23 protein-coding genes are annotated in these 23917 nt (G+C 71.8%); 14 read left to right on the forward strand and 9 right to left on the reverse strand.

The features are described 5' to 3' along the window. The first annotated feature begins 212 nt into the window (after window positions 1–212). Both L6E12_RS12780 and L6E12_RS12785 read left to right on the forward strand, forming a co-directional pair. Entirely contained in the window at window positions 213–806 is a 594-nt protein-coding gene (locus L6E12_RS12780) for a TetR/AcrR family transcriptional regulator (RefSeq protein WP_236228118.1), read from the forward strand. A gap of 1 nt (window position 807) precedes the next feature. Further along, on the forward strand, window positions 808–1725 hold the full coding sequence (locus L6E12_RS12785; RefSeq protein WP_236228119.1) for an SDR family oxidoreductase: 918 nt from the start codon (window positions 808–810) through the stop codon (window positions 1723–1725). A 158-nt stretch (window positions 1726–1883) separates the two neighbouring features. On the opposite strand, the gene L6E12_RS12790 is transcribed toward L6E12_RS12785, so the two are convergent. The 3 genes from L6E12_RS12790 to L6E12_RS12800 form a co-directional block, all read right to left on the reverse strand. Further along, complete coding sequence (locus tag L6E12_RS12790) at window positions 1884–2717, reverse strand: C39 family peptidase (protein ID WP_236228120.1); 834 nt, start codon at window positions 2715–2717, stop codon at window positions 1884–1886. A 103-nt stretch (window positions 2718–2820) separates the two neighbouring features. Beyond that, on the reverse strand, window positions 2821–3477 hold the full coding sequence (locus tag L6E12_RS12795) for a response regulator transcription factor (protein ID WP_236228121.1): 657 nt from the start codon (window positions 3475–3477) through the stop codon (window positions 2821–2823). A gap of 4 nt (window positions 3478–3481) precedes the next feature. Next, the gene (locus L6E12_RS12800) at window positions 3482–4675 is read right to left on the reverse strand and encodes a sensor histidine kinase (protein ID WP_236228122.1); all 1194 of its coding nucleotides are present in this window, start codon (window positions 4673–4675) and stop codon (window positions 3482–3484) included. A gap of 157 nt (window positions 4676–4832) precedes the next feature. On the opposite strand from L6E12_RS12800, the gene L6E12_RS12805 reads away from it, so the two are divergent. From L6E12_RS12805 to mctP, 7 genes are all read left to right on the forward strand, one after another. Beyond that, window positions 4833–6410, forward strand: a complete 1578-nt coding sequence (locus L6E12_RS12805; protein ID WP_236228123.1) for a dynamin family protein — start codon at window positions 4833–4835, stop codon at window positions 6408–6410. A 1-nt stretch (window position 6411) separates the two neighbouring features. Continuing rightward, entirely contained in the window at window positions 6412–6972 is a 561-nt protein-coding gene (gene grpE, locus L6E12_RS12810) for a nucleotide exchange factor GrpE (RefSeq protein WP_236228124.1), read from the forward strand. Then, window positions 6969–8807, forward strand: coding sequence for a dynamin family protein (locus tag L6E12_RS12815; protein WP_236228125.1), 1839 nt, complete (start codon window positions 6969–6971; stop codon window positions 8805–8807). The genes grpE and L6E12_RS12815 overlap by 4 nt, the downstream gene beginning before the upstream one ends. 112 nt (window positions 8808–8919) lie before the next feature. Next, the gene (locus L6E12_RS12820) at window positions 8920–9693 is read left to right on the forward strand and encodes a DUF6802 family protein (RefSeq protein ID WP_236228126.1); all 774 of its coding nucleotides are present in this window, start codon (window positions 8920–8922) and stop codon (window positions 9691–9693) included. Between the two features lie 364 nt (window positions 9694–10057). After that, on the forward strand, window positions 10058–11881 hold the full coding sequence (locus L6E12_RS12825) for a phosphoenolpyruvate carboxykinase (GTP) (RefSeq protein WP_236228127.1): 1824 nt from the start codon (window positions 10058–10060) through the stop codon (window positions 11879–11881). Window positions 11882–12310: 429 nt separating this feature from the next. Beyond that, window positions 12311–12583, forward strand: coding sequence for a DUF3311 domain-containing protein (locus tag L6E12_RS12830; protein ID WP_236228128.1), 273 nt, complete (start codon window positions 12311–12313; stop codon window positions 12581–12583). Next, window positions 12580–14214: a monocarboxylate uptake permease MctP gene (gene mctP, locus L6E12_RS12835; protein ID WP_236228129.1), complete on the forward strand. Its 1635-nt coding sequence runs from the start codon at window positions 12580–12582 to the stop codon at window positions 14212–14214. The genes L6E12_RS12830 and mctP overlap by 4 nt, the downstream gene beginning before the upstream one ends. A 66-nt stretch (window positions 14215–14280) precedes the next feature. Here mctP and L6E12_RS12840 read toward each other — a convergent pair whose 3' ends face one another. Next, window positions 14281–14664, reverse strand: coding sequence for a hypothetical protein (locus L6E12_RS12840; RefSeq protein WP_236228130.1), 384 nt, complete (start codon window positions 14662–14664; stop codon window positions 14281–14283). A gap of 397 nt (window positions 14665–15061) precedes the next feature. On the opposite strand from L6E12_RS12840, the gene L6E12_RS12845 reads away from it, so the two are divergent. Further along, window positions 15062–15634 (forward strand): peroxidase-related enzyme, encoded by a 573-nt coding sequence (locus L6E12_RS12845; protein ID WP_236228131.1) that lies wholly within the window; start codon window positions 15062–15064, stop codon window positions 15632–15634. 32 nt (window positions 15635–15666) lie between these two features. Here the strand turns inward: L6E12_RS12845 and L6E12_RS12850 are convergent, their stop codons facing one another. The 5 genes from L6E12_RS12850 to L6E12_RS12870 form a co-directional block, all read right to left on the reverse strand. Further along, window positions 15667–16563: an ROK family protein gene (locus L6E12_RS12850; protein WP_236228132.1), complete on the reverse strand. Its 897-nt coding sequence runs from the start codon at window positions 16561–16563 to the stop codon at window positions 15667–15669. A gap of 168 nt (window positions 16564–16731) precedes the next feature. Then, window positions 16732–16878: a hypothetical protein gene (locus tag L6E12_RS12855; protein ID WP_181400036.1), complete on the reverse strand. Its 147-nt coding sequence runs from the start codon at window positions 16876–16878 to the stop codon at window positions 16732–16734. A gap of 219 nt (window positions 16879–17097) precedes the next feature. After that, window positions 17098–18291: an ATP-binding protein gene (locus tag L6E12_RS12860; RefSeq protein ID WP_236228133.1), complete on the reverse strand. Its 1194-nt coding sequence runs from the start codon at window positions 18289–18291 to the stop codon at window positions 17098–17100. Between the two features lie 53 nt (window positions 18292–18344). Further along, window positions 18345–18971, reverse strand: coding sequence for a hypothetical protein (locus L6E12_RS12865; protein ID WP_236228134.1), 627 nt, complete (start codon window positions 18969–18971; stop codon window positions 18345–18347). An 81-nt stretch (window positions 18972–19052) separates the two neighbouring features. Continuing rightward, a complete protein-coding gene (locus L6E12_RS12870; RefSeq protein ID WP_236228135.1) occupies window positions 19053–20360 on the reverse strand; it encodes an acetyl-CoA C-acetyltransferase in 1308 nt (435 codons plus the stop codon). 89 nt (window positions 20361–20449) lie between these two features. Between L6E12_RS12870 and L6E12_RS12875 the strand changes: the two genes are divergently transcribed. From L6E12_RS12875 to L6E12_RS12890, 4 genes are all read left to right on the forward strand, one after another. Next, window positions 20450–21811: a 3-oxoacyl-ACP reductase gene (locus L6E12_RS12875; RefSeq protein ID WP_236228136.1), complete on the forward strand. Its 1362-nt coding sequence runs from the start codon at window positions 20450–20452 to the stop codon at window positions 21809–21811. Continuing rightward, on the forward strand, window positions 21811–22674 hold the full coding sequence (locus L6E12_RS12880) for a MaoC/PaaZ C-terminal domain-containing protein (RefSeq protein ID WP_236228137.1): 864 nt from the start codon (window positions 21811–21813) through the stop codon (window positions 22672–22674). The genes L6E12_RS12875 and L6E12_RS12880 overlap by 1 nt, the downstream gene beginning before the upstream one ends. A 70-nt stretch (window positions 22675–22744) precedes the next feature. After that, entirely contained in the window at window positions 22745–23374 is a 630-nt protein-coding gene (locus L6E12_RS12885) for a hypothetical protein (RefSeq protein WP_236228138.1), read from the forward strand. A gap of 9 nt (window positions 23375–23383) precedes the next feature. After that, window positions 23384–23917, forward strand: a complete 534-nt coding sequence (locus tag L6E12_RS12890) for a DinB family protein (protein ID WP_236228139.1) — start codon at window positions 23384–23386, stop codon at window positions 23915–23917.

The following is a 23917-nucleotide window of genomic DNA, read 5'->3' on the forward strand; positions in this document are numbered from 1 at the left end:
GATCTCCCCTTGTTGTCCTGCGTGTCCCCCGGGCTGACCCGACCAGCGTGTCCCACCGCCGGTCGTGGGCGCGTCGTCCTGTGGTCGTGCGCGCCCGTCATCTTCAGGAGGTAGCTTCCCGCCCCCTGGATACCCCGCGGCATCGGTGAGCACCCTGAGTCGACCCTGATCCGTTGATGACAGGGTTTCTGAACCGTGGTTCAATAACTGGTGTGGCCCGCCCGAAGACGATCACCGACGACCGGCTGCTCGCCGCCGCCGCGGTGGTCGCCGGGCGGATCGGCCCAGCGTTCACCCTCGCCCAGGTGGCCGGGGAGGCGGGGGTGTCGGTCGGCACCGTCGCCGGGCGCTTCGGCTCCAAGCCCGGCCTGCTCGCCGCGCTGACCCGGTACACCACCGCGAACGCGGTCGCGGCCGTGCGCGCGGCGCGGATGGCCGAACCGGACCCGGTCGCCGCCCTCCGGGCCGCCGCGGTGAGCACCCACGGCGGACTCGGCGACGCCGAATCCGCCGCCAACCACCTGCGCCTGCTCGGCGTCGACCTGGGCGACGCGCGGCTGACCGCCCTGCTCGGCGAGCACTTCGCCGCCCTGGAGGTCGAGCTGCGCGCCGCGGTCGAAGCCGCGGACCTGCCCGCCGCGCCACCGCCACCGGTGGCCGCGCGGGTGCTGCTCTCGCTGGTCAACGGCGCATCGATCGACTGGTCGATCCGCCCGAGCGGCCTGCTCGCCGACCGGCTCACCGAGGACACCGACGCCGTGCTCGACGCCTGGCGCCGGACCACCGAACCGATGAGGGGGAACTGACATGGCACGCCCGCTGGAGGGCAAGGTCGCCGTGGTCACCGGGGCGACCCGGGGCTGCGGCCGCGGCATCGCGGTCGAACTGGGCGCGGCCGGGGCGACCGTCTACGCCACCGGCCGCACCACCCGCGAGACCGCGTCACCGATGAAGCGCACCGAGACCATCGACGAGACCGCCGAACTGGTCGACGCGGCGGGCGGCACCGGCGTCGCCGTCCGCTGCGACTTCACCTCGGTGTCCGATGTGGACGCCCTGCGCGACCGGGTCGCCGCCGACCACGGCCGCATCGACGTGCTCGTCGACGACGTCTGGGGCGGAGACCAGTTCGTCGAGTTCAACACCGACTTCTGGGCGTCGGACCTGGACCGGGCGCTCGGCGTGGTGCGCAACGGCCTGGAAACGCACCTGATCGCCCTGCACCGGTTGCTGCCGCTGGTCGTCGCCCGCCCCGGCGGCCTGGTCGTCGAGGTCACCGACGGCGACGACGAGGAGTACAACCACGGCGTCGGCATCCCGTACTTCCTGGTCAAGTCGGGTGTCCGGGCCATCGGCCGCGTATTGGGCAAGGACCTCGCCGCGCACGGCGCCACCGGCCTGGCCGTGACCCCCGGTTTCCTGCGCTCGGAGATGATGCTGGAGCACTTCGGCGTCACCGAGGACAACTGGCGCGACGGCACGGCCAAGGACCCGAACTACATCATGGCCGAGTCCCCGCACTACGTCGGCCGGGCCATCGCCGCCCTCGCCGCGGACCCGGGGGTCTCCCGGTTCGCCGGGCGCACCATGGCGAGCTGGACCCTGATGCGCGAGTACGGCTTCACCGACCTCGACGGCTCCCGCCCCGACTGGGGCCGCTGGTTCGCCGAGGTCGTCAAGCCCGGCGTCGACCCGACCACGGTGGACGCCTCGCAGTACCGCTGACGGGCGGTTCAAGAGCCGAGATTTTCAGGATGTGCCCGGGTGGGTGGCTGGTAACTGCGCACATGCGGTTCGAGTGGCTGGTGGTCTCGCCGGCGGAGCCGGGGTTTGCCCGCAAGTCGGTCATCCACCCAGCCGGGCACCCCCACCAAAACCCCGGGCTAGAGCAGGACCCCCGCCCGGCCGAGGTCGTGGTCCCAGTACGCGCGCAGGACCGTGGCCGAGGTGCGGTAGACGACGGTGTCGGAGGCCGGGTCGAGGACGAGGTACTGCCCGCCCTCGTACCCGGCCACCGTCAGGAAGTGCGGCACGCGGTTGCCCGACCAGGGCAGGCTGACCATGTTCCCGGCCAGCACGACCGGCCTGCCCGCGCGCACGTGGGCCAGGGTCGCGTCGAGGTCGCCGAAGAGGACGCGGGCCTGGACGCCGTTGCGGGCCAAGGCGGTGCGCACGTCCTGCTCGCCGGTGCCGAACTGGTTCGGGTTGTTCCAGGTGGGGTCGTAGCCCATGTCGCGGCGGGCCTGGTTGATCGCGGTGACCGGGCTGGTCGGGCTCCAGCCGCGCGGGGTCACGCCCGCGGCGAGGAGGGCGGTCACCACGCTGGTCGGGCCGCAGTCCTCGCCCTGGTTGGGTTGGCCCTGGAACTGCGAGACCGGCACCAGCCTGCCCTGCGCACCGCCGCAGTCGGGGACGCCGGGGATGCGGTAGTCGTGCCCGGTCGCCATGTACGCGTCGGCCAGGTAGCCGCCCAGGGCGGGGACGAAGTCCCACAGGTCGCTGGTGAAGCCGCGGGTGTTGGTCACCGACTGGCCCCTGGCCTGGCAGGAGATGTCGACCGCGCGGCCGTCGAACACCAACCCCAGCGACCCGCTCGCGGAGGTGGGCGAGACCCGGACGTTGAGGCCGTCGCCGTCGGTGTTGCCCACCGTCGCCGGGGCCGCCTGGGCGACGCCCGCCAGGCCGCCCACGCCTGCGGCGACCAAGGCCACGACCACTGAGAACCGCTTGAAGATCACAGGGAACCCCCGGTGCCGGTGGACAACTCCCGCGATCATGGCCGAGGGCGCCCGCGGCGGGTACCGCTCGGGTGCGAAGACCTCAGAGATCGCCCGGGCGGACCAGCCCGGTCTCGTAGGCCAGGACCACCGCCTGCACCCGGTCGCGCAGGTCCAGCTTGGACAGCACCCGGCCGACGTGGGTCTTCACCGTCGCCTCGGACAGGAACAGCTTGCGGGCGATCTCCGCGTTCGACAGGCCCTGGGCGATGAGCACCAGCACCTCCCGCTCCCGCTCGGTCAGCACCTCCAGCGCCGACGGGTCGCGGGGTTCGCCGCCGCCGGGGCCGAGGAACCGGTCCAGCAGCCGCCGGGTCACGCTCGGGGAGACCACCGCGTCGCCCGAGGCGACCGAGCGCAGGGCGGAGACCAGGTGGCTCGGCGGGGTGTCCTTGAGCAGGAACCCGCTGGCGCCGTTGCGCAGCGCCGACAGGGCGTACTCGTCCAGGTCGAAGGTGGTCATCACCAGCACCTTCGCCGTGCCCGCCTCGGTGATCGCCCTGGTGGCCTCGACGCCGTCGAGGACCGGCATCCGCACGTCCATCAGCACCACGTCCGGCCGCAGCGCCGCGGCCAGCTCGATCGCCGCCCGCCCGTCGCCCGCCTCGCCGACGACCTCCATGTCCTCCTGCGCGCCGAGCACCATGCGGAAGCCGACCCGCATCAACTCCTGGTCGTCCACCAGCACGATCCTGATCACGGCCTCAACCTAACCTCTCCGCCACCGGCAGCACGGCCCGCACCCGCCAGCCGCCCCCCGGGCGCGGCCCCGCCTGGAGGGTGCCGCCGAAGACGTTCGCCCGCTCCCGCATCCCGATCAGCCCGTTGCCGCCGCCGGTGGTCAGGCCGGGCGCGGTGCTCAGCCCGGGGCCGCGGTCGGTGATGTCCAGCTCCACCCGGTCGCCGACGCGGGAGACCAGCACGTCGGCCCGCGCCCCCGGACCGGCGTGCTTGATCGTGTTGGTCAGCGCCTCCTGCACGATCCGGTAGACGCCCAGGCCGACGCCCGCGGGCAGCGAGTCCAGCTCCCCGGCCAGGTCCAGCCGCACCGGGACACCGGTCGCCCGGACCCGCTCGGCCAGCTCGGCGATGGACCGGGTGCCCGGCTGCGGCGCCCGCCCGGACCCGGTGCCGTCGCTGCGCAGCACGCCCAGCAGCCTGCGCAGCTCGGTCAGCGCCTCGCGGCCGGTCGCCGAGATCACCGACAGCGCCTGCTCGGCGGCCTCCGGCTGGGTGCGCACCGCGTAGGCGGCGCCGTCGGCCTGCACCACGATCACGCTCACCGCGTGCGCCACCACGTCGTGCAGCTCGCGGGCGATCCGGGTCCGCTCGTCGGCGACGGCGATCCGCGCCTGCTGGTCGCGCTCGGTCTCCAGCAGGTCCAGCCGCCGCTCGACCTCCACGTGGTAGGCCCGGCGGGCCCCGGAGAACTCCCCCAGCGTCCAGCACAGCGCGAACACCACCGAGAACACCGCGGCCGGGACCACCCCCTCCGGCATCCCCATCCGCCACACCGCCCAGGCCACCGTGCCGATGGCCAGCCACACCGCGTACAGCGCCGCCTGCCTGCGCCCGACGTAGGCCACCACCGTGTAGAGGCAGATGCCCAGCGCCAGGTCCGCCATCCGAATCCGCATGTCGCCACTGCCGGGCTCCGCGCCGTGGGTGAACAGTTGCAGGAACCCGGCGGCGAGGATCAGGTAAGCGGCGAGCATCGGCCGGTGCCTGCGGACCAGCAGGGGTGCGAGCAGGCCCACCCCGACCACCCAGTACCAGAGCGACATCGAGCCGCCCGGCAGGCCGGTGCTGGCCAGCGTTTCCAGCCCGGCCAGCGCCAGGGCCAGCACGGTGTCCCCCGCCGTCGGGTGCGCTTTCAACCACAGGCTCAGCCACCGCACCCGCTCAGCGTAGGTTCCGCGACCGTTCCCGCGCGTCAGCCCGCCGTCGCACCCCGTGTCCTCCCGGAGGTTGACCGGGCCGCGCGGTAGCGGCAAGCGGGGGACGCGGCGGAATCGACCATGGCACGATTCCCCCATACCGAGGGGAGGGACGGCCGTGACGACCGCGACCGAGCAGCAGCACCTCGCCGGACCGCTGTCCGCGGCGGTGGCGAACCTGTGCCAGCGCTTGCAGCCGCAGGTCTCGGCGCGGACCGCGGCCGGGTTCCGGGAGGTCCTGCGCAGGCTCTCCGCCCCGTTGCAGGTCGCGGTGGCCGGGCGGATCAAGTCGGGCAAGTCCACCCTGGTCAACGCGCTGATCGGGCGGCGGGTGGCGCCGACCGACGTCGGGGAGTGCACCCGGCTGGTCACCCGGTTCCAGTACGGGACGGTCGACCGGGTGGAGCTGGTGTTCTTCGACGGGCGCAAGCAGGTGCTCCCGTTCGACGTCGGCGGGATGATCCCCAACGACCTGGAGGTGGACTTCGACCAGGTCTCGCACCTGGAGGCGTACCTGACCAACGCCGTCCTGCGCGACCTGACCGTCATCGACACCCCCGGCCTCGGTTCCCTCGACGCGGCCTCGGTCAAGCGCACCGAGCAGTTGCTCGGCGCGGCCAAGCACGCGAAGCCCGACTCCGAGGACGAGGCCGAGGCGGGCGGCGACGAGCTGGACGACACCTCGCGCAACGCCGTCGCGGGCGCCGAGGCCGTCCTCTACGTGGTCACCCAGGGCGTGCGGGCCGACGACCAGCAGGCGCTCGCCGCGTTCACCGCCGCCACCGCCAGCCGCGAGGCCGGACCGGTCAACGCGATCGCCGTGCTCAACAAGGCCGACACGATCACCCCGGAGTCGGTCGCGGGCAGCGACGGCGACGTGTGGAAGGCCGCGACCCTGCTCGCGGAGAAGCAGGCCGCCACCCTCAAGCCCCGGGTCGCCGACGTCATCCCGGTGATCGGGCTGCTGGCCGAGTCCGCCGAGTCCGGCGGGTTCACCTCCGCCGACGCCGACGCCCTGCGCAGGCTGGCCGACCTCGACGACGCCACCTGGGAGACGATGCTGATCTCCGCCGACATCTTCACCACCTGGGACTGCGAGGTCCCCACCGGCACCAGGGTGCGGCTGCTGGAGACGCTCGACCTCTACGGCATCCGCACCGCCGTCGACGCGCTGCGCGCCGAGCCGGAGCTGACCGCGGGCGCGCTGCGGCGCAGGCTGCTCGACGCCTCCGGGCTCGCGGGCGTGCGCAACCGGCTGGACGCGGTCTTCCGCGCCCGCGCCGACGGCATCAAGGCCGCCGCCGCGCTGGCCAGCGTCACCGCGCTCGCGCACGCCTCCGGCGACCCCGGCGAGCGGCAGCGGGTGCACGACGCGATCGAGGTGCTGCTGGCCAAGCCGGAGGCCCACCAGCTCCGCCTGCTGGAGGCGCTGACCCTGGTCACCTCCGGCGCGGTGTCGATGCCCGACGACCTGGCCGAGGAGGTGCTGCGGGTGGGCAGCAGCGCCGTCGTCGGCGAGCAACTGGGCATGAAGGGCCGCCCGCACAAGGAGCTGTCCGCGTACGCGCTGGAGCGCGCGGGCTGGTGGCGGTCGTTCGCGTCCTTCGGTGCCACGCCCGCGCAGAGCCGGGTCGCGCACGTGGTGCACCGCTCGTACTTCCTGATCTGGCAGCAACTCCGCGAACAGGCTGGGTGAGATGGCTTCCTGGTTCAAGGGCAAGCGCAAGGACACCGGCGAGGACAACACCGTCGAGGTCCGGGCCCGGGTCATCGCCGACGCCGCGCACGCGGGCTCCTACGTCGAGCAGGCCCCGTCGGGGGTGCTGCCGGTGCAGTACCCGCCCACCGAGGCGCCGCAGCAGCAGCCCCCGCCGCCCCCGCAGGAGGAGGTCGAGTTGGAGAACGACTTCCGCGTCGAGCCCGCGCTGGTCAGCATCGCCCCCGAGGTCTACGACCAGGTCCTCGACGAGCGCCGGGCGCTGGTGGCGCTGGCGCTGTACGCGCACGACCGGGCGCGCAGCTCCGGGGTGGCCGAGCGGATCGAGGCGGGCCTCGCCGAGGTCGGGGTCACCGCGCTGCGCCCCGACGGCGACGCCTTCGACCCGGCCGTGCACGAGGCCGGGGGCACCCTGGACACCGGGGACGCCGCGCTTGACGGCACGGTCGCCGAGACCGAGGTGGTCGGGTTCAGCGACCGCGGCCTGGTGCTGCGGGCGCCGATCGTCACCGTCTACCGGGCGGGGGCGAGCACCGCGTGACCCAGGCCAAGGCGCAGCCGCTGTCGCTGCCCAAGCAGGTCGCCCAGGCCCGCGAAGCGCTGCTCAAGCTGCTGCGCGAGTCGGCCCCGGAGTCGGCGGCGTGGGTCGAGGAGATCCGCGGCAAGCGCCGCAAGCTGCCCTCGGTGGTGGTCGTCGGCGAGACCAACCGGGGCAAGAGCTCCCTGGTCAACGCGATGATCGACGCGCCGGGCCTGTCCCCTGTGGACGCCGACGTCGCCACGGCCACCTACCTGGTGTTCGGGCACGCCGAGCAGTGGCGGGCGCGCGCCTGCTACCCCGGGCAGCTCGAACCGGTGCCGGTGCCGCTCGACCGGCTGGTCAACTGGGTCTCCGCCGCGCACGAGCTGCCCGACGGCGAGCTGCCGCCGCGCCACGTCGAGGTCGACGGCCCGGCGCCGCTGCTGGAGAAGCTGGTCATCGTCGACACCCCCGGCGTCGGCGGGCTGGACTCGGTGCACGGCGAACTGGCCGTGGAGGCCGCCGCCACCGCCACCGCGCTGCTGTTCGTGGTCGACGCCTCGGCGCCGTTCACCTCCGGCGAGCTGGACTTCCTCGCGGGCATCGGCGACCGGGTCGAGACCGTCGTCTTCGCACTGTCCAAGGTGGACGCCTACCGCGGCTGGCGGCAGGTGCTGGAGGCGAACCGGGCGCTGCTGGCCGAGCACGCGCCCCGGTTCGCCGGTGCCACCTTCCACCCGGTGTCCTCGCGGATGCACGACATGGCCGCGAAGGCGCCCACCCCCGAGGCCGCCGACATGCTCAGGGAGCGCTCCGGCGTGCCGGAGCTGCTGGCCGCGCTGGAGGCGCTGCTGGTCGGCCGCTCCGCCATGCTGGGTGAGGCCAACACCCTGCGCGCGCTGTCGTCGGCCCTGGGCGAGCTGAAGGTGCTGCTGGACAACGAGCGCCGCGCGCTGACCACCGGCGAGGCGGAGGCGGAGGCGCTGCGCGCCCGCAAGGACGAGCTGGCCGCCGAGCGCCGCTCCTCCACCCGCGGCTGGCAGGTGAAGCTGCGCAGCGAGGTCCAGCGCGCCCGGCTGGAGAACGCCCACGAGGTCAGCCGGGAGATGCGCGACCTGCAGTCCTGGTTCCGCCAGGCCATCGACAACGCCGACCGCGACCAGCTCAAGCTGCTGCCCGCCCACGTCGACACCGCCATGCAGATGGTGTCCGGCCGGATCAGCGAACGCGTCGGCGCCCGGCTCAACCAGGTGGCCGACACGGTGCTCGCGGAATTGTTCTCCGCGGACGAACTGGAAGTGATCCGCTCCCAATTCGCGCGGTCCGGGCATTCGCAGGTGATCCTGCGCGGCGCCGAGAAGCGCGCGCCCACCGCCGAGGACAAGCTGCTGGTGTTCATGGGCGGGGTCAGCGGCATCGGCGCGGGGAAGATGGCGGTGCTGCCGCTGGCGGGCGCGGTCGCCGCGCCGATCCTGCTGGTGCCCACGATCATCATCGGCCTCGGCGCGGGCTGGTGGATCGCGCGCACCCGCAAGCACACCGCGGACAAGGCGCACATGAAGACCTGGCTCAACGAGTCCATCGCCGACACCCGGTCCACCCTGGACCAACTGGTCACCGAGCAGCTCATCGACGCGGAGTCGCAACTGTCGCTGGCCCTGGACGAGGCGCTGGGCAAGCGCATCACCGGGATCGAGGAGCAACTGCGCGAGGTGGACAAGGCGCTGCGGCTGGACGTGGCCGAACGGCAGAAGCGGACCACCTCGGTGAGCAAGCGCCTCGCCGAGGTGACGGCGGGCCGGGAACGCGCGGAGAAGCTCCTCGCCGACATCCGCGCGGTCCGGGACAAGAAATAACCCGCACGCCAGTCACGAGAACCCCCGTAACGGCGGGAACCGGACAGGCGAATCGTCAGTCATATCCGCAACAAGCAGATGAAGCCCGTGAGGGACGAGTAAGGGGTACGTCATGTACGTGGACGAGACCGGCGCGGACGACACCACCGACACCACCGCCGACGAGCAGGGCCACGACGTCCTCACCGTCGAGGTCGGTGGCGAGGAGTACGAGGTCAGCGAGAACTACGACTACGACGGCGACGGTGACAACGACGCGGCGGTCGTGCAGACCGAGGACGGCTACATGGCCTTCTCGGACTCCGACGGCGACGGCAACGCCGACACCGTGGTCGAGCTCGACAGCGAGGGCAACGTGACCTCCGCGGCCGAGTACGACGAGAGCACCGGCGAGTGGACCGAGGCCGAGCCCGGCTCGGTGGCGAACCCCTCCGGCGACGGCGCCGACGACTCCGGCTCGTCCGCCCCCACCGCCACCGACGACAGCGCCGACGCCGACGCAGCCCCCGCCTCCACCGGCGGTGGCGGCGAGATCCTCGTCGACACCCCCGAGGGCGACATGACCGCGGGCACCGCCGAGTACGACTCGGACGGCGACGGCGTCAACGACACCGCCGTGGTGACCGACGAGTCGGGCAGCACCTACGCCTTCACCGACACCGACGGTGACGGCTCCGCCGACCAGGCCGTGGTGATCGAGGCCGACGGCGACGTCACCGTGGCCCAGCACACCGGCGACGACGAGTGGACCACGGTCGAGACCGGTCACATCGGCGCCGACGGCGGCTACGAGGCCGACGGCACCGGCTCCACCGGCGGCGACACCGCGGGCGGCGAGCAGAGCGCGGGCGCCAGCACCGGCTCCGACGCCGCCTGGCAGAGCTGATCCCCGTACGGCAGGCCCCCAGGACCCCCGGTGCGCTCGCACCGGGGGTCCTGTCCGTCTCCCCCGGTGGACGTGGGGGATTTCACTGCCCGTGACGGTTGTTCCGGAAACGAACACCCACCAGCCGCAATCGCCGCAGCGTTCAGGTTCTGAATCGATTCCCTGATCGGTCTTGTGAGGGAGCCGACAGGACAGACATCGGTTACCTGCGCGTCACTTCGCTAACCTCGATGTATTCCTTCACGGCCAGCACCCGCTCCGTCCTGGGGCGGGTACCGAGCCCATTCGATGAGGACACCGACGTCCGGTCGGGACAAAGGCGTCCTGATCGGCATTTCGGCGTTCAGTCAGGAGACGAGGCGAGATGACGGCAGTGACTATCCCTGGCGTTGACCAGGCACCGACCACGCACAAACGGCTCCTGGCCTGGGTGCGTGAGGTGGCCGAGCTGACTACTCCGGACGCCGTGGTCTGGGTCGACGGGTCCGAGGAGGAGTGGACCAGGGTCACCGACAAGCTGGTGGCCGCGGGCACCTTCACCCGCCTGGAGAAGAAGCCGAATTCGTTCTACGCCGCCTCCGACCCCAACGACGTGGCCCGCGTCGAGGAGCGCACCTACATCTGCTCGGCCGACGAGGCCGACGCCGGTCCCACCAACAACTGGATGGACCCGGCCGAGATGAAGGCCATCATGACCGAGCTGTACCGGGGGTGCATGCGCGGTCGCACGATGTACGTGATCCCGTTCTGCATGGGCCCGCTGGACGCCGACTCGCCGATGCTGGGCGTGGAGATCAGCGACTCCGAGTACGTCGTGGCCTCGATGCGGATCATGACCCGGATGGGCACCCAGGCCCTCGACCGCTTCATCGACGCCGACGGCACCGAGCGCGACTTCGTCCCGGCGCTGCACTCCATCGGCGCCCCGCTTGAGCCGGGCCAGGCCGACGTCGCGTGGCCGTGCAGCGACACCAAGTACATCGTGCACTTCCCGGAGGAGCGTCTCATCTGGAGCTACGGCTCCGGCTACGGCGGCAACGCGCTGCTGGGCAAGAAGTGCTACTCGCTGCGCATCGCCTCGGTGATCGGCCGCGACGAGGGCTGGCTCGCCGAGCACATGCTGATCCTCAAGCTGACCTCCCCTGAGGACAAGGTCTACTTCGTCGCGGCCGCGTTCCCCAGCGCCTGCGGCAAGACCAACCTGGCCATGCTGGAGCCGACCATCCCCGGGTGGAAGGTCGAGACCATCGGCGACGACATCGCCTGGATGCGCTTCGGCGAGGACGGCCGCATCTACGCGGTCAACCCGGAGAACGGCTTCTTCGGCGTGGCGCCGGGCACCGACTACCACACCAACCCGAACGCGATGCGCACCATCGCCAAGGGCAACTCGCTGTTCACCAACGTCGCGCTGACCGACGACGGCGACATCTGGTGGGAGGGCATGAGCGAGCCGCCCGCCCACCTGACCTCGTGGAAGAAGCAGGACTGGACGCCGGGGTCGGAGGAGAAGGCGGCGCACCCGAACTCGCGCTACTGCACCCCGATCGACCAGTGCGACACCAAGGCCGCGGAGTGGGACGACCCGAAGGGCGTGCCGATCTCGGCGATCTTCTTCGGCGGGCGCCGGGCCACCACCATCCCGCTGGTGACCGAGTCCCGCGACTGGCAGCACGGCACCTTCATGGGCGCCACCCTGTCCAGCGAGACCACCGCCGCGGCCGTGGGCAAGACCGGCGTGGTGCGCCGCGACCCGATGGCGATGCTGCCGTTCATCGGCTACAACGCCGGTGACTACTTCAACCACTGGATCGAGACCGGCAAGCGCGCCGACGCGACCAAGCTGCCGAAGATCTTCTACGTCAACTGGTTCCGCCGCGCCGAGGACAAGTCCTTCCTGTGGCCCGGGTTCGGCGAGAACTCCCGCATCCTCAAGTGGGCGATCGAGCGCATCGAGGGCAAGGCCGCCGCGACCGAGACCCCGATCGGCTTCATCCCCAGTGCCGACGAGCTGGACCTGTCCGGCCTCGACGACGACCGGGCGGCCATCGAGGCGGCGCTGCGGTTCGACGCCGACGAGTGGCGTGCCGAGCTGCCGCTGATCGAGGAGTGGTTCGACAAGATCGGCGACAAGCTCCCGACGCCGCTGCGCGACGAGCTGGAAGCGCTCAAGCAGCGCCTGGGCTAGTCCCCGCGGTTCCCGGCGGAAGGCCATCACGCTCCGGCGTGGTGGCCTTCCGCCGTTCCCGGGGCTGGACCGGATCATCGGCCTGCGCGCCCGCTCGGCGTGTTGGTCATCGAGGAGCGGTTGTGGGGCGCGTCTGCACCCGCCTGTGGATTGATGCGGGTCCACCTGTGCACAACTGCGGCCTGCCGACTCACTAGGCCATTTGCCTGGTCCAGGGCTTTCTCTCGCTTCTCCGCAGCCCCGTGGACCCCAGGTGTTCCAGAGTTGTCCACAGGTTGTGGACAAGGTTGTGCACAGCCTGTGGAAACAACGGCCGGGGAACCGTCGGTGCCCGCCCCTCCATCTCGAATCGGCGTTAACCAGTGACGGGACGGGTCGGACGTCCTACTGTTTCCCGGCACCACTTCGCCACACGATCGAGGTCCGCCGATGGCACCGCCGAAGAAGTCGGCCTCCGGCATCCGCTGGAGCCCCTGGAACCTGCTGCTGCTGGTTCCCCTCCTGCTGCTGATCACACCGTTCTTCAACCGGACCGGCCCCGAGCTCATCGGGATGCCGTTCTTCTACTGGTTCCAACTGCTCGGCGTCGTGGTCGGGGTGGCCGCCACCACGACCGTGTTCGTCATGACCAAGGACAGGCCGACCACCCCGCCCGGCCCCGGCCGCGACGTGGACGAGCTGGATGAGGGGGCCACCCGATGAAGTGGACCGAGCTGGTCATCTTCGTGGTGCTGTTCGGCGTGGTCACCGTGCTGGGCTTCCTCGCCGCGAAGTGGAAGGCGGGCGGCACCCTCGACCACCTGGACGAGTGGGGCCTCGGCGGCCGCAAGTTCGGCTCCTGGGTCACCTGGTTCCTCATCGGCGGCGACATCTACACCGCCTACACCTTCGTCGCCGTCCCCGCGCTGATGTTCAGCTCCGGCGCCCTGGGCTTCTACGCGCTGCCCTACACGGTGGTGCTGTACCCGATCATCTTCCTGCCGCTGCTGCGCATGTGGTCGGTGTCGCGGGCGCACGGCTACGTCACCCCGGCCGACTTCGTCCGCGGTCGCTACGGGTCCTCGCTGCTGGCGCTGCTGGTCGCGGTCACCGGCATCGTCGCCACCATGCCCTACATCGCGCTGCAGCTCGTCGGCCTGGAGGCCGTGCTGCGCACCATGGGCATCAACGGCAGCGGCATCGTCGGGCACCTGCCGCTGCTGATCGCGTTCGTCGTGCTGGCGGTCTACACCTACCAGTCCGGCCTGCGCGCCCCGGCGCTGATCGCGTTCGTCAAGGACATCCTGGTCTACGTCGTGATCATCGCCGCGGTCGTCTACCTGCCGATCAAGCTCGGCGGCTGGTCGGAGATCTTCTCCTCGGCCAAGGAGAAGTTCGACGCCACCCCGGCCGCGGGCGACGGCCTGCTGCTCAACGCCAACAACCAGCTCCAGTACGCCACGCTGGCCCTGGGCTCGGCGCTCGCCCTGTTCCTCTACCCGCACTCGGTCACCGGCGTGCTGGCCTCCAAGGGCCGCAACGTGATCAAGCGGAACATGTCGGCGCTGCCCGCGTACTCGCTGCTGCTGGGGCTGCTGGCGCTGCTCGGCTTCGTCGCCATCGCCGCGGGCGTCACGCCCATCACCAACCAGGCCACCGGCCAGCCCGACACCAACACCATCATCCCGGTGCTGTTCCAGAACGAGTTCTCCTCGTGGTTCGCGGGCATCGCCTTCGCCGCCATCGGCATCGGCGCCCTGGTGCCCGCCGCGATCATGTCGATCGCCGCGGCCAACCTGTGGACCCGCAACATCTACAAGGAGTACTTCCGCAAGGACGCCACCCCGAAGCAGGAGGCCAAGCAGGCCAAGCTCGCCTCGCTGGTGGTCAAGTTCGGCGCGGTCGCGTTCATCCTGTTCATCGACCCGCAGTTCTCCATCGACCTGCAGCTCATCGGCGGCGTGATCATCCTGCAGACGCTGCCCGCGGTGGCGATCGCGCTCTACACCCGGTGGCTGCACGTGTGGGGCCTGGTCGCCGGGTGGTTCGTCGGCATGGGCTGGGGGATGGTGCTGCTCTACGGCATCCCGAGCGCCAACGGCAAGCGCGCGCACTTCGGCGGCTCCGCGCTGGCGCTGGACAAGCTCAGCCTGTTCGGGTGGCACCCGTTCGCGGGCTCCACGGTGCAGATCTACGTCGGCATCATCGCCCTGGTGGCGAACCTGCTGGTCGCCGTGGTGGTGACGCTGATCGCCCGCAAGCTCAAGGCGTTCAACGGCATGGACCAGACCCGCCCGGACGACTACCACGTCGACGACGGCGACAAGAAGCTCCGCCAGATCGGCGCGCACTGACGCGGCCCGACCGCGAAGAGGCCCCGCACCAGCAGGTGCGGGGCCTCTTCGCGTCGAGCGGACCGCTCAGCGGTTGCGGGTGGAGCTGATGACCGCGGCCAGCGCGCCCGCGCCGATCAGCGCGGGCAACGGGCCGGTGGCGAGCGCGATCACGACCAGGGCGCCGACCATGCAGGCCAGCATGGCCAAGGCCATCCGGAGCGTCGAGGCCCAACTGCCGACCAGGTGCTCGGCGAGCACCAGCACCCGGTCGCGCGGGGTGCGCCGGGGGGCGGGCAGGTCCGCGGTGGCCCGACCGGTGTCCGCGGCGGCGGTGTCGGCCTGGTCCTGCGTATCGGCCGATGCGGTGTCGGCCGCCGCGGTGGGGGCTGGTCCGGTCTTGCGGTCCGGTTCGGGTGCCCCGAGGACCTCCGGGGCGAAGGTCAGGTGCAGGGTTCGGCGGTCGTCCACACGGGCGGACTCCGTTCCTGTCACAGCCAAAGCGACGAACTCCTTCGTGGTACTGCGGTTACTCCCAGTCTGCACCCATCGCTCCCCCGAACGCGCGCCTACTGCGTAGTAGACGATAAACGGAGCGTGTTCAGCGCCGAACGGCACGGTGCCCGCGTAATCGCCGATCGGGTGAGGTAAACACCAGGTGCTACGGCAGATAGCGCTTCCGAGGACGAGTCGACTGGCTGTAGCGCCCAACGGGTGAAGTCACGATCAGTCAGTTGCGCGCGCAATCCCACCGGCACTCGGGCGACCCGGGAACGGCCCACCGATCCCCCTGCGCGGTAACCCTCTGCTTACATCTCCCGAAACGGGCAGCACCCCACCCCGTCGTGCCGAAGACTAGTTTCGGGGTATGACACCGAGCCGCTTCCCGGTCGCCGACCCGGCTGACCTCCCCGAGGACCTGCGGGACCGGATCGGCGCCATCGCCGAGAAGTCGGGCTTCGTGCCGAACGTCTTCCTCGGCTTGGCCCACCGCCCCGCCGAACTGCGCGCCTTCCTCGACCACCACGACGCGCTGATGGACCGCGAGGGCGGGCTGAGCAAGGCCGAGCGCGAACTGGTCGTGGTCGCCACCTCCGGCGCCAACAACTGCACCTACTGCGTGGTCGCGCACGGCGCGATCCTCCGCGTCCGCGCCAAGGACCCGCACCTCGCCGACCGGGTGGCCACCAACCCGTGGGCGGTCGACCTGCCCGCGCGTTCACGCGCCATCGTCGACCTGGCCCTCACCCTCGCCCTGGAACCCGCCACCCTCACCGACGCCGACCTCGACGACGCCCGCGACGCGGGTCTCACCGACGACGAGGTCTGGGACGTCGGCGCGATCACCGCGCTGTTCGCCATGTCCAACCGCCTGGCCCACCTGATGGCGCTCACCCCGAACCCGGAGTTCTACCTGATGGGCCGCACCCCCGAGGCGTAGTCCCGCCCGATCCGCCTGCGCGTCCGGGCGGGTCAGCCGCGCGCCACCAGGGCTGCGGCGCCGACGATCCCCGCGTTCCCGCCCAGGGCCGCGGGCACGACGACTGTGCCCCGGGTGAAGTCCATGGTCGCGTACTCGGCGACGGTCGCCCGGATCGGGTCGAACAGCAGGTCCCCTGCCTGCGCCACCCCGCCGCCGACCACCGCCAGCTCCAGGTCGCACAGCGCCGCGGTACCCGCGATGGCCAACCCGACGGCCCGGCCCGCGCGGGTGAAGGCGGCCAGCGCGATCTCGTCGCCGTGCCGCGCCGCCGCCGCGAGGTGCGCCGCGTCGGCGTCCCCGGGGGCGGACCAGCCCCGCGCCCGGGCCCACCGCACCAGGTTGGGGCCGCTGGCCACGATCTCCACGCAGCCCCGGCCGCCGCACGAACACGGGTCGCCGTCGGGTTCCACGACCACGTGACCGATGTGGCCCGCGTTGCCGGTGCGACCGCCGAACAGCCGCCCGCCGTGCACCAGCCCGCCGCCGACCCCGGTGGACACCACCAGCCCGACCATGTCCGAGGCCCCGCGCCCTGCCCCCACCCAGTGCTCGCCGAGCGCCATGCACGGCCCGTCCCCGGCCAGCACGACCGGCAGGCCCACGACCTCGGCCACCCGGGCGCGCAGCGGGAAGCCCCGCCACGCGGGGATGTTGAGCGGCGACACGGTGCCGTTCGGGATGTCCACCGGCCCGGCGGACCCGACCCCCACCGCCTCGACGTCGTACCGCGCCAGCGCGGTCCCCACCAGCCCGGCCACGACGGCGAAGACCTCCTCGGCCGTGCCGTGGCGGTGCGTGCTCCGCTGCTCCCGCCAGACCACCTGCCCGGCCGGGTCCACCACACCGACAGCGATCTTGGTCCCGCCCACGTCCACACCTAAGAACACGGCGGAAGTATGCACTGCCGGGCGGGGCCGATCTGACCCCAGACATGTGGAAACCCCGTAGTGCTGCCAGGTCGGGGGTCCGCCAGCACTACGGGGTCAACCGGTTCATCGCTTGACGAGCCGGGGGTGTTACACGATCACAAGTTGTGATCCAAACCACTCGAACAGTCAGCGCCAGTTGTGCTGCTGGTTCTGGGCGAGGGTCATCAGTTCGTGGCGCATCGAGGGGGTGGCGGCGGTCTCGATCGCGCGGGTCACCGCCTTCCGGTTGCGGGCCTCGACGCGGCGGGCACGGAACTTGGCAGTGAGGTTCATCGGACTTGCATCTCCTTCGGAGGTCTTCGGCTTGTGCCTCAAGTATGCGCGTTACCCAATCGAAACGCCAGCGATTAGCCGGTGAGGTGGCGCACAGGCCGGTGAATCATCGGCCGATAACTGAGCTGAGCCGCCATCTGTCCGGTGGGGACGGTCACGCGAGGTGTTCATGTCACTCTCTAGCGTGTGGCCTAGACCCCGCGAGACAGGCCGAGACGCCTACTCCTCCATGCCGAGCAGGTACCGGCCGAAGTGCGGCACGGTGAAGGCGATCCGGCCGCGCTCGGCCGAGTACACCAACCCCTTCTTGATCAGGCTGTCCCGCGCGGGTGACAGCGACGACGGCTTGCGCCCCAGGAAGACCGCCACGTCCGAGGTGCCCGCGCCCTCGTCGCGGCCGTGCGTCAGCTCCGCCATCGCCCGCAGGTACTCGCGCTCGGCCGGGGTGGCCCGCTCGTACCGGGAGCCGAAGAACCCCACCGCCAGCTCGCCCTCCGCCTCCGGGGCCGCCACCAGCACGTCCTCCGCGGTGATCGGGTCGGCGGGGGCGGCGTCCCAGGCGGCCTTGCCGAACGCCTGGATGAAGTACGGGTAGCCGCCGGAGCGCTCGTACAGCGCGTCGAGCGCCTCCGGGGTGATGCCAGCCTCCTCGCGGTCGACCGGGGCGAGGACCGCGCGGTCGGCGTCGGGGCGGTCCAGGCGGTCGATGCGGACGTAGCGGAACAGTCGCTCGGAGTACGACTTGCTCGCCGAGAGCACCGCGGGCAGGTGCGGCAGCCCGGCGCCGACCACGACCAGCGGCGCACCGGACTGGGCCAGTTCGTGGCAGGCGGCGCACAGCGCGGAGATGTCGTCGGCGCCGATGTCCTGCATCTCGTCGATCAGGACGGCCACCCCGGTGCCGACGTCCTGGGCCAGTTCGGCGACGTCGGTGAACAGCTCCACCAGGTCGATCTCGATGTCGCCGGAGTCGGCGCGGCCCACCGCGGCGGGCACGTCGATGCCGGGCTGCCAGCGCTCGCGCAGCTTGGCGCCGTCCGGGTTCGACTTGAGCGCGAACGCCTTCAGCACGCCGAGCACGTACTCGACCCGTTCCGGCGCCCGGTGCCGCACCGCCAGGTCGCGCACCGCCCGGTGCAGGGCCGCCGACAGCGGCCTGCGCAGCGCGGCGTCCGGCCGGGCCTCGATCTTCCCCGCGCCCCACCCGCGCCGGACGGCCATCGACCGCAGTTCGCCCAGCAGCACCGTCTTGCCGACCCCGCGCAGCCCGGTCAGCACGAGGCTGCGCTCCGGCCGCCCCCGCGCGACCCGTTCCAGCACCACCTCGAAGGCGGTCAGCTCCTTCTCGCGGCCTGCCAGTTCCGGGGGGCGCTGACCTGCGCCGGGGGCGAACGGGTTGCGCACCGGGTCCATTCTCGGACGGTATCGGCGTCTCTAGCGCAGATCCGATATCCGGCGAGATTCCGCTACGGCGTGTCGGCCGCGACCCGGTTCGCCTCGTCCTGCGCGGACGCCTGGCCGATCTGCCGCCGGTCGGCGCTGCGGAAGTGGCGCAGCACCGCCGCGTCGGCCCGGGCATTCCCGCACAGCAGGTCGGTCAAGGGGCCCGCGGCCCGCCCGTCGAGGTGCGTCGCCGACGCCCCCTCGCGCAGCACCAGGTCCAGCCGGTCGCCGACCGGGACCACCTCGGCGAGGTCGGCCCACCGGATCCGCACCCACTCGGGGACGTGCGTCGAGGAGTTCCGGAAGACCACCCGGAAGTCGTCCCGCTCCAGCGCGAACGCGTGCTCCCGCTTGGACAGCTCGCGCACCGCGCCCACCCCGAACCCCGCCCCGACGACCGCGAAGAACAGCGCCGCGCCGAACGAGAGCCACGCCGGGGCGCATCCCCGGGAACCGACCGACCGGCACACCCGGTCGTCCCAGCCGCCCGCCAGCGCGACCTCGACCGCGTGCGCGGCGACGAACACCGCGGGCACCAGCAGCACCAGCCCGGCGACCGCCAACCCGACCATCGACCTGACCCTGGTCCGCCGCGGGGACAGCCCGACCAGCATCCCGTGCCGGGCCTCCCACTCGCACGCCCGCTCCATGCGTTTCACCTTAGAGCCGTACAAACCTCTACGGCTCTCTAGCTGGTGAGCTAGAGAGCCGTAGAGGGTGCTACCGAGGTCCTACTTGGCAGCGGGTGCTGCCGCTTCCGGCTTCTCCAGGATCGCGGTGACGCCCTGGCCGCCCGCGGCGCAGATGGAGATCAGGCCGCGGCCCGAGCCCTTCTCGTTGAGCAGCTTCGCCAGCGTGGCCACGATCCGGCCGCCGGTCGCGGCGAACGGGTGACCGGCCGCCAGGGACGAGCCGTTGACGTTGAGCTTCGACCGGTCGATCGAGCCGAGCGGGGCGTCCAGGCCCAGCTTCTCCTTGGCGAAGTCCACGCTCTCCCAGGCCGCCAGGGTGGCCAGCACCTGCGAGGCGAACGCCTCGTGGATCTCGTAGAAGTCGAAGTCCTGCAGGGACAGGCCCGCGCGGGCCAGCATCCGCGGCACCGCGTACGCGGGCGCCATCAGCAGGCCCTCGCCGCCGTGCACGTAGTCGACGGCCGCGGTCTCGGTGAAGGTCAGGTACGCCAGCACCGGCAGCCGGTGCTCCTTGGCCCACTCCTCGGTGGCCAGCAGCACCGCCGAGGCGCCGTCGGTCAGCGGGGTCGAGTTGCCCGCGGTCATGGTGCCGTCGGCGCCGCCGAAGGCGGGCTTGAGCTTCGCCAGCTTCTCCGCGGTGGACTCCGGCCGCAGGTTCTGGTCCTTGCTCAGGCCCTGGAACGGGGTGATCAGGTCGTCGAAGAAGCCGCGGTCGTAGGCGGCGGCCAGCTTCTGGTGGCTGGAGGCGGCCAGCTCGTCCTGCGCCTCGCGGGTGATGCCCCACTCCTTGGCGGTGATCGCCGCGTGGTCGCCCATCGCCAGGCCGGTGCGCGGCTCGGCGTTGCGCGGGATGTCCGGGACGATGTGGCCGGGGCGGATCTTGGCCAGCAGGGCCAGCCGCTGCGGGACGGTCTTGGCGTTGTTCAGCGCGATCAGGATGTGGCGCAGGTCCTCGTTGACCGCCAGCGGCGCGTCGGAGGTGGTGTCGACGCCGCCCGCGATGGCCGAGTCGATCTGGCCGAGCGCGATCTTGTTCGCGACCTGGGCGATGGCCTGCAGGCCGGTGCCGCACGCCTGCTGCACGTCGTAGGCGGGGGTCTCCGGGGAGAGCCTGCTGCCCAGCACGCACTCGCGGGCGAGGTTGAAGTCGCGGCTGTGCTTGAGCACCGCACCCGCGGCGACCTCGCCGAGGCGCTCGCCCTGGAGGCCGAAGCGGGCGACCAGGCCGTCGAGCGCGGCGGTGAACATGTCCTGGTTCGACGCCTTGGCGTACTTACCGTTGGACCGCGCGAAGGGGATGCGGTTCCCACCAAGGACCGCAACTCGGCGCACGCGACTGGGGGCCATTCCGTCCTCCAAAGCACAGGTTTGCATCTGAGGTAGCATCCTAACCTACTCTTGAGTAAGTTTACTAGCGAGTAGGGAGGCGCACACAGATGACTGACCGCTATCAGCAGTTCACCACCTCCGGCGTCGGAAAGCTTCTCGTGAAGCGTCTCGGACTGCCGAACCCCCCGACGCTGCGGCGCCACAAGCCCGGCGCGCCAGCGCTGGACGGCCCCGCGCTGGTGGGCGGTGCCCCCGGCGGGCGGTTGGGCGACGCGCTCGCCACCACCGCCAAGGCCGCGGGCATCGACGTGTTGACCACCGCCGCTCCCGCCCCCAAGGGCGAGCGCGGAGTCGCCTACGGCGGCCTGGTGTTCGACGCGACCGGGATCAAGGCACCCGAGCAGCTCCGCGCGCTGTACGACTTCTTCCACCCCGTGCTGCGGCAGCTCGGGGCCTGTGGCCGGATCGTGGTGCTCGGCACCCCGCCGGAGAACGTCGAGGACCCGCTGGAGCTCATCGCCCAGCGCGCCCTCGAGGGCTTCGTCCGGTCGCTCGGCAAGGAGATCGTCCGCGGCGCGACCGCCCAGCTTGTCTACGTGCAGCCCGGCGCGGAGAGCGAGGCGGAGTCCACGCTGCGCTTCCTGCTGTCGGCCAAGTCCGCCTACGTCGACGCCCAGGTCATCCGGGTCGGCACGCACGGCGGTGCCGGGGTCGAGCCGGAGGACTGGAACGCCCCGCTCGCGGGCAAGGTCGCGCTGGTCACCGGCGCCTCCCGCGGCATCGGCGCGGCCATGGCCGACGTGCTCGCCCGCGACGGCGCGCACGTCGTCGTGCTGGACATCCCGGCCCAGGGCGGCGACCTGGCCAAGGTCGCCAACCGGGTCGGCGGCTCCTCGCTCCAGCTCGACATCACCGCCGCCGACGCCCCGGCCAAGCTGGTCGAGCACCTCAAGAGCAGGCACGGCGGGGTCGACATCGTCGTGCACAACGCGGGCATCACCCGCGACAAGAAGCTGGCCAACATGAAGGAAGGGCTCTGGGACTCGGTGATCGCCGTGAACCTGAGCAGCCAGCTCCGGGTCAACGACGCCCTGCTCGCCGAGAAGGTGCTGCGCCCCAACGGCCGCATCATCGGCGTGTCCTCCATCGCGGGCATCGCGGGCAACACCGGCCAGACCAACTACGGCGCCAGCAAGGCGGGCGTCATCGGCATGGTCAACGCCTACGCGCCCAAGCTGGCCGAGTACGGCGGCACCATCAACGCGGTCGCCCCCGGCTTCATCGAGACCCAGATGACCGCGGCCGTCCCGCTGTTCATCCGGCAGGCCGGTCGCCTGATGAACTCGATGTCGCAGGGCGGGTTGCCGGTCGACGTCGCCGAGGCCGTCGCCTGGTACGCCAACCCGGCCTCCGGTGCGGTCAACGGCAACGTGGTCCGGGTCTGCGGCCAGTCGCTGCTGGGGGCCTGATGTCCACCCAGGCCCTGCGGGAGTCGCCCAACCTGGGCGTCCTGTACCCCAAGGCGGTCGTCGCGGGCTTCGGCAAGAAGGGCGGTCGGGAGCTGCCCGACCGCACCTACCTGCGGCAGTCCGTGTCCGTCGACCCGGCCCACCTCGCCGCCTACAACCGGGTGTGCGAGTTCCGGCTGGGCAACGAGCTGCCGGTGACCTACCCGCACATGCTCACCTTCCCCATGCAGGTGAAGCTGATGACGGACCCGGACTTCCCGTTCCCGCTGATCGGCTCGGTGCACGTGGCCAACGTGATCACCCAGCACCGGCCGCTGCTGGTCAACGAGAAGCTCGACCTGCGGGTGCACGTGGAGAACCTGCGCCCGCACCCCAAGGGCAAGCAGTACGACATGATCAGCGAGGTCGCCGTCGGCGAGGAGGTGCTCTGGCACGAGGTGAGCACCTACCTCTGCCGCGGCGGCGGCTCCGACAACTCGGCGAAGTCGTCGGAGTCCGGTCCCGGGCAGCGCGGCGCGCTGCCCGCCCCGTCGGCGGTCTGGAAGGTGCCCGGCGACCTCGGCAGGCGCTACGGCGACGTCTCCGGCGACCGCAACCCGATCCACCTGTACGGGCTCACCGCCAAGCTGTTCGGGTTCCCGCAGGCGATCGCGCACGGCATGTGGACCAAGGCCCGCTGCCTGGCCGCGTTCGAGGGCAGGCTGCCCGACGCCTACACCGTCGACGTCCGGTTCAAGCTCCCGGTGCTGCTGCCCGGCAAGGTCGGCTTCCACGCCGAGCAGGTCGGCGCGGACTGGAAGTTCGACCTGTTCGACGCGCGCAAGCCCAAGCCGCACATCGAGGGCCTGATCACCGCTCTGTGACACCGAGCTGTGAACACACCGGTGTGGTCCCGTCCGACGCGACGGGACCACACCGGTCCAGGATTGACCCATGACCGACCCGCTCGACTGGCCGATCGTGGTCACCGACCGCTGCGCGGACGCCTGCGCCGACGCCTTCGGCTTCGGCGACCGGGAACGCGCCCGCGACTGGCTCACCGACGCCATCGCCGACCGGGGCGAGGTCACCGACACCCTCCCCGGCCCGGTGCGCGGCAGGCGCAGCCCGTCCGGCTACTTCGTGCTGGTCCCCGGCTCCTTCGTGCTCCCGCTGGCGCCGTACCGCCGCGCCCCCGAGCACTGGGCCGCGACGAACTGCGTCCCGTTCCCCCGGTCCCGCTCCCGCGAGGACCCGCTGGCCCTGCGCGGCAACGCCCTGCTGTCGCTGGTGCACTTCCTGCCGCACGCGGTCGAGCGGTTCCAGGAGCGCGCGGGCGCCGACCCCGACCCCGCGGTGGCCCTCGCCCAGCTCCTCGACCGCATCTCCCCCACCGTTCGGGCCACTCGCCGGTCGCCGAGCTGGTCGGGCACCCGCGACGCCGACTTCTACCTGGTCGCCGGACCGGGGGACGCGTACTGCCTGCCTTGCCGGGTCGGCGCCCACGAGACCCGCCCGTACGACGTGATCACCTGCATCATCCGCGACGACTCGCGGACCGAAGGTGTCCGCAAAGGTTCCTAGGCTGCCCGCATGAACATCGACTGGACCCGCGAACTCGTCGAGCAGCTCGACCTGCACTGGACCACGCAACTGCGCCCGCGCCTCGACGGCCTCACCGACGACGAGTACCTGTGGGAGCCCGCGCTCGGTTCGTGGAACGTCCGCCCAGCCGGTCCGGGCACCGGTGGGTTCACCATCGACTTCGAGTACCCGCAGCCCGACCCGGCGCCGGTCACCACCATTGCCTGGCGCATGGCCCACCTGGTCGTCGGGGTCTTCGGCGCGCGCACCGCCGACCACTTCGGCGGCCCGCGGTACGACTACCCGACCCACGCCTACGCCGGGGACGCGGCGGGTGGGCTTGCCCAGCTCGACGAGACCTACGCGGCCTGGGTCGCGGGCGTTCGCGGTCTCGACGCCGACGACCTGGCCCGCCCGTGCGGTTCCGCCGAGGGGCCGCACGCCGACGCCCCGATGGCCACCCTCGTGCTGCACATCAGCCGCGAGGCCATCCACCACGGCGCCGAGATCGCCCTGCTCCGCGACCTGTACCTCCGGCGGTAG

This window comes from Actinokineospora sp. PR83 (assembly GCF_021056305.1).
GTDB lineage: Bacteria > Actinomycetota > Actinomycetes > Mycobacteriales > Pseudonocardiaceae > Actinokineospora > Actinokineospora spheciospongiae.

Coding starts and splice junctions, on each gene's coding strand:
- L6E12_RS12865 (WP_236228134.1), bottom strand. CDS start 18,971: ATGGAGCGGGCGTGCGAGTGGGAGGCCCGGCACGGGATGCTGGTCGGG.
- L6E12_RS12830 (WP_236228128.1), top strand. CDS start 12,311: ATGGCACCGCCGAAGAAGTCGGCCTCCGGCATCCGCTGGAGCCCCTGG.
- L6E12_RS12825 (WP_236228127.1), top strand. CDS start 10,058: ATGACGGCAGTGACTATCCCTGGCGTTGACCAGGCACCGACCACGCAC.
- L6E12_RS12880 (WP_236228137.1), top strand. CDS start 21,811: ATGTCCACCCAGGCCCTGCGGGAGTCGCCCAACCTGGGCGTCCTGTAC.
- L6E12_RS12855 (WP_181400036.1), bottom strand. CDS start 16,878: ATGAACCTCACTGCCAAGTTCCGTGCCCGCCGCGTCGAGGCCCGCAAC.
- L6E12_RS12875 (WP_236228136.1), top strand. CDS start 20,450: ATGACTGACCGCTATCAGCAGTTCACCACCTCCGGCGTCGGAAAGCTT.
- L6E12_RS12820 (WP_236228126.1), top strand. CDS start 8,920: ATGTACGTGGACGAGACCGGCGCGGACGACACCACCGACACCACCGCC.
- L6E12_RS12785 (WP_236228119.1), top strand. CDS start 808: ATGGCACGCCCGCTGGAGGGCAAGGTCGCCGTGGTCACCGGGGCGACC.
- L6E12_RS12870 (WP_236228135.1), bottom strand. CDS start 20,360: ATGGCCCCCAGTCGCGTGCGCCGAGTTGCGGTCCTTGGTGGGAACCGC.
- L6E12_RS12845 (WP_236228131.1), top strand. CDS start 15,062: ATGACACCGAGCCGCTTCCCGGTCGCCGACCCGGCTGACCTCCCCGAG.
- L6E12_RS12885 (WP_236228138.1), top strand. CDS start 22,745: ATGACCGACCCGCTCGACTGGCCGATCGTGGTCACCGACCGCTGCGCG.
- L6E12_RS12860 (WP_236228133.1), bottom strand. CDS start 18,291: ATGGACCCGGTGCGCAACCCGTTCGCCCCCGGCGCAGGTCAGCGCCCC.
- L6E12_RS12890 (WP_236228139.1), top strand. CDS start 23,384: ATGAACATCGACTGGACCCGCGAACTCGTCGAGCAGCTCGACCTGCAC.
- grpE (WP_236228124.1), top strand. CDS start 6,412: ATGGCTTCCTGGTTCAAGGGCAAGCGCAAGGACACCGGCGAGGACAAC.
- mctP (WP_236228129.1), top strand. CDS start 12,580: ATGAAGTGGACCGAGCTGGTCATCTTCGTGGTGCTGTTCGGCGTGGTC.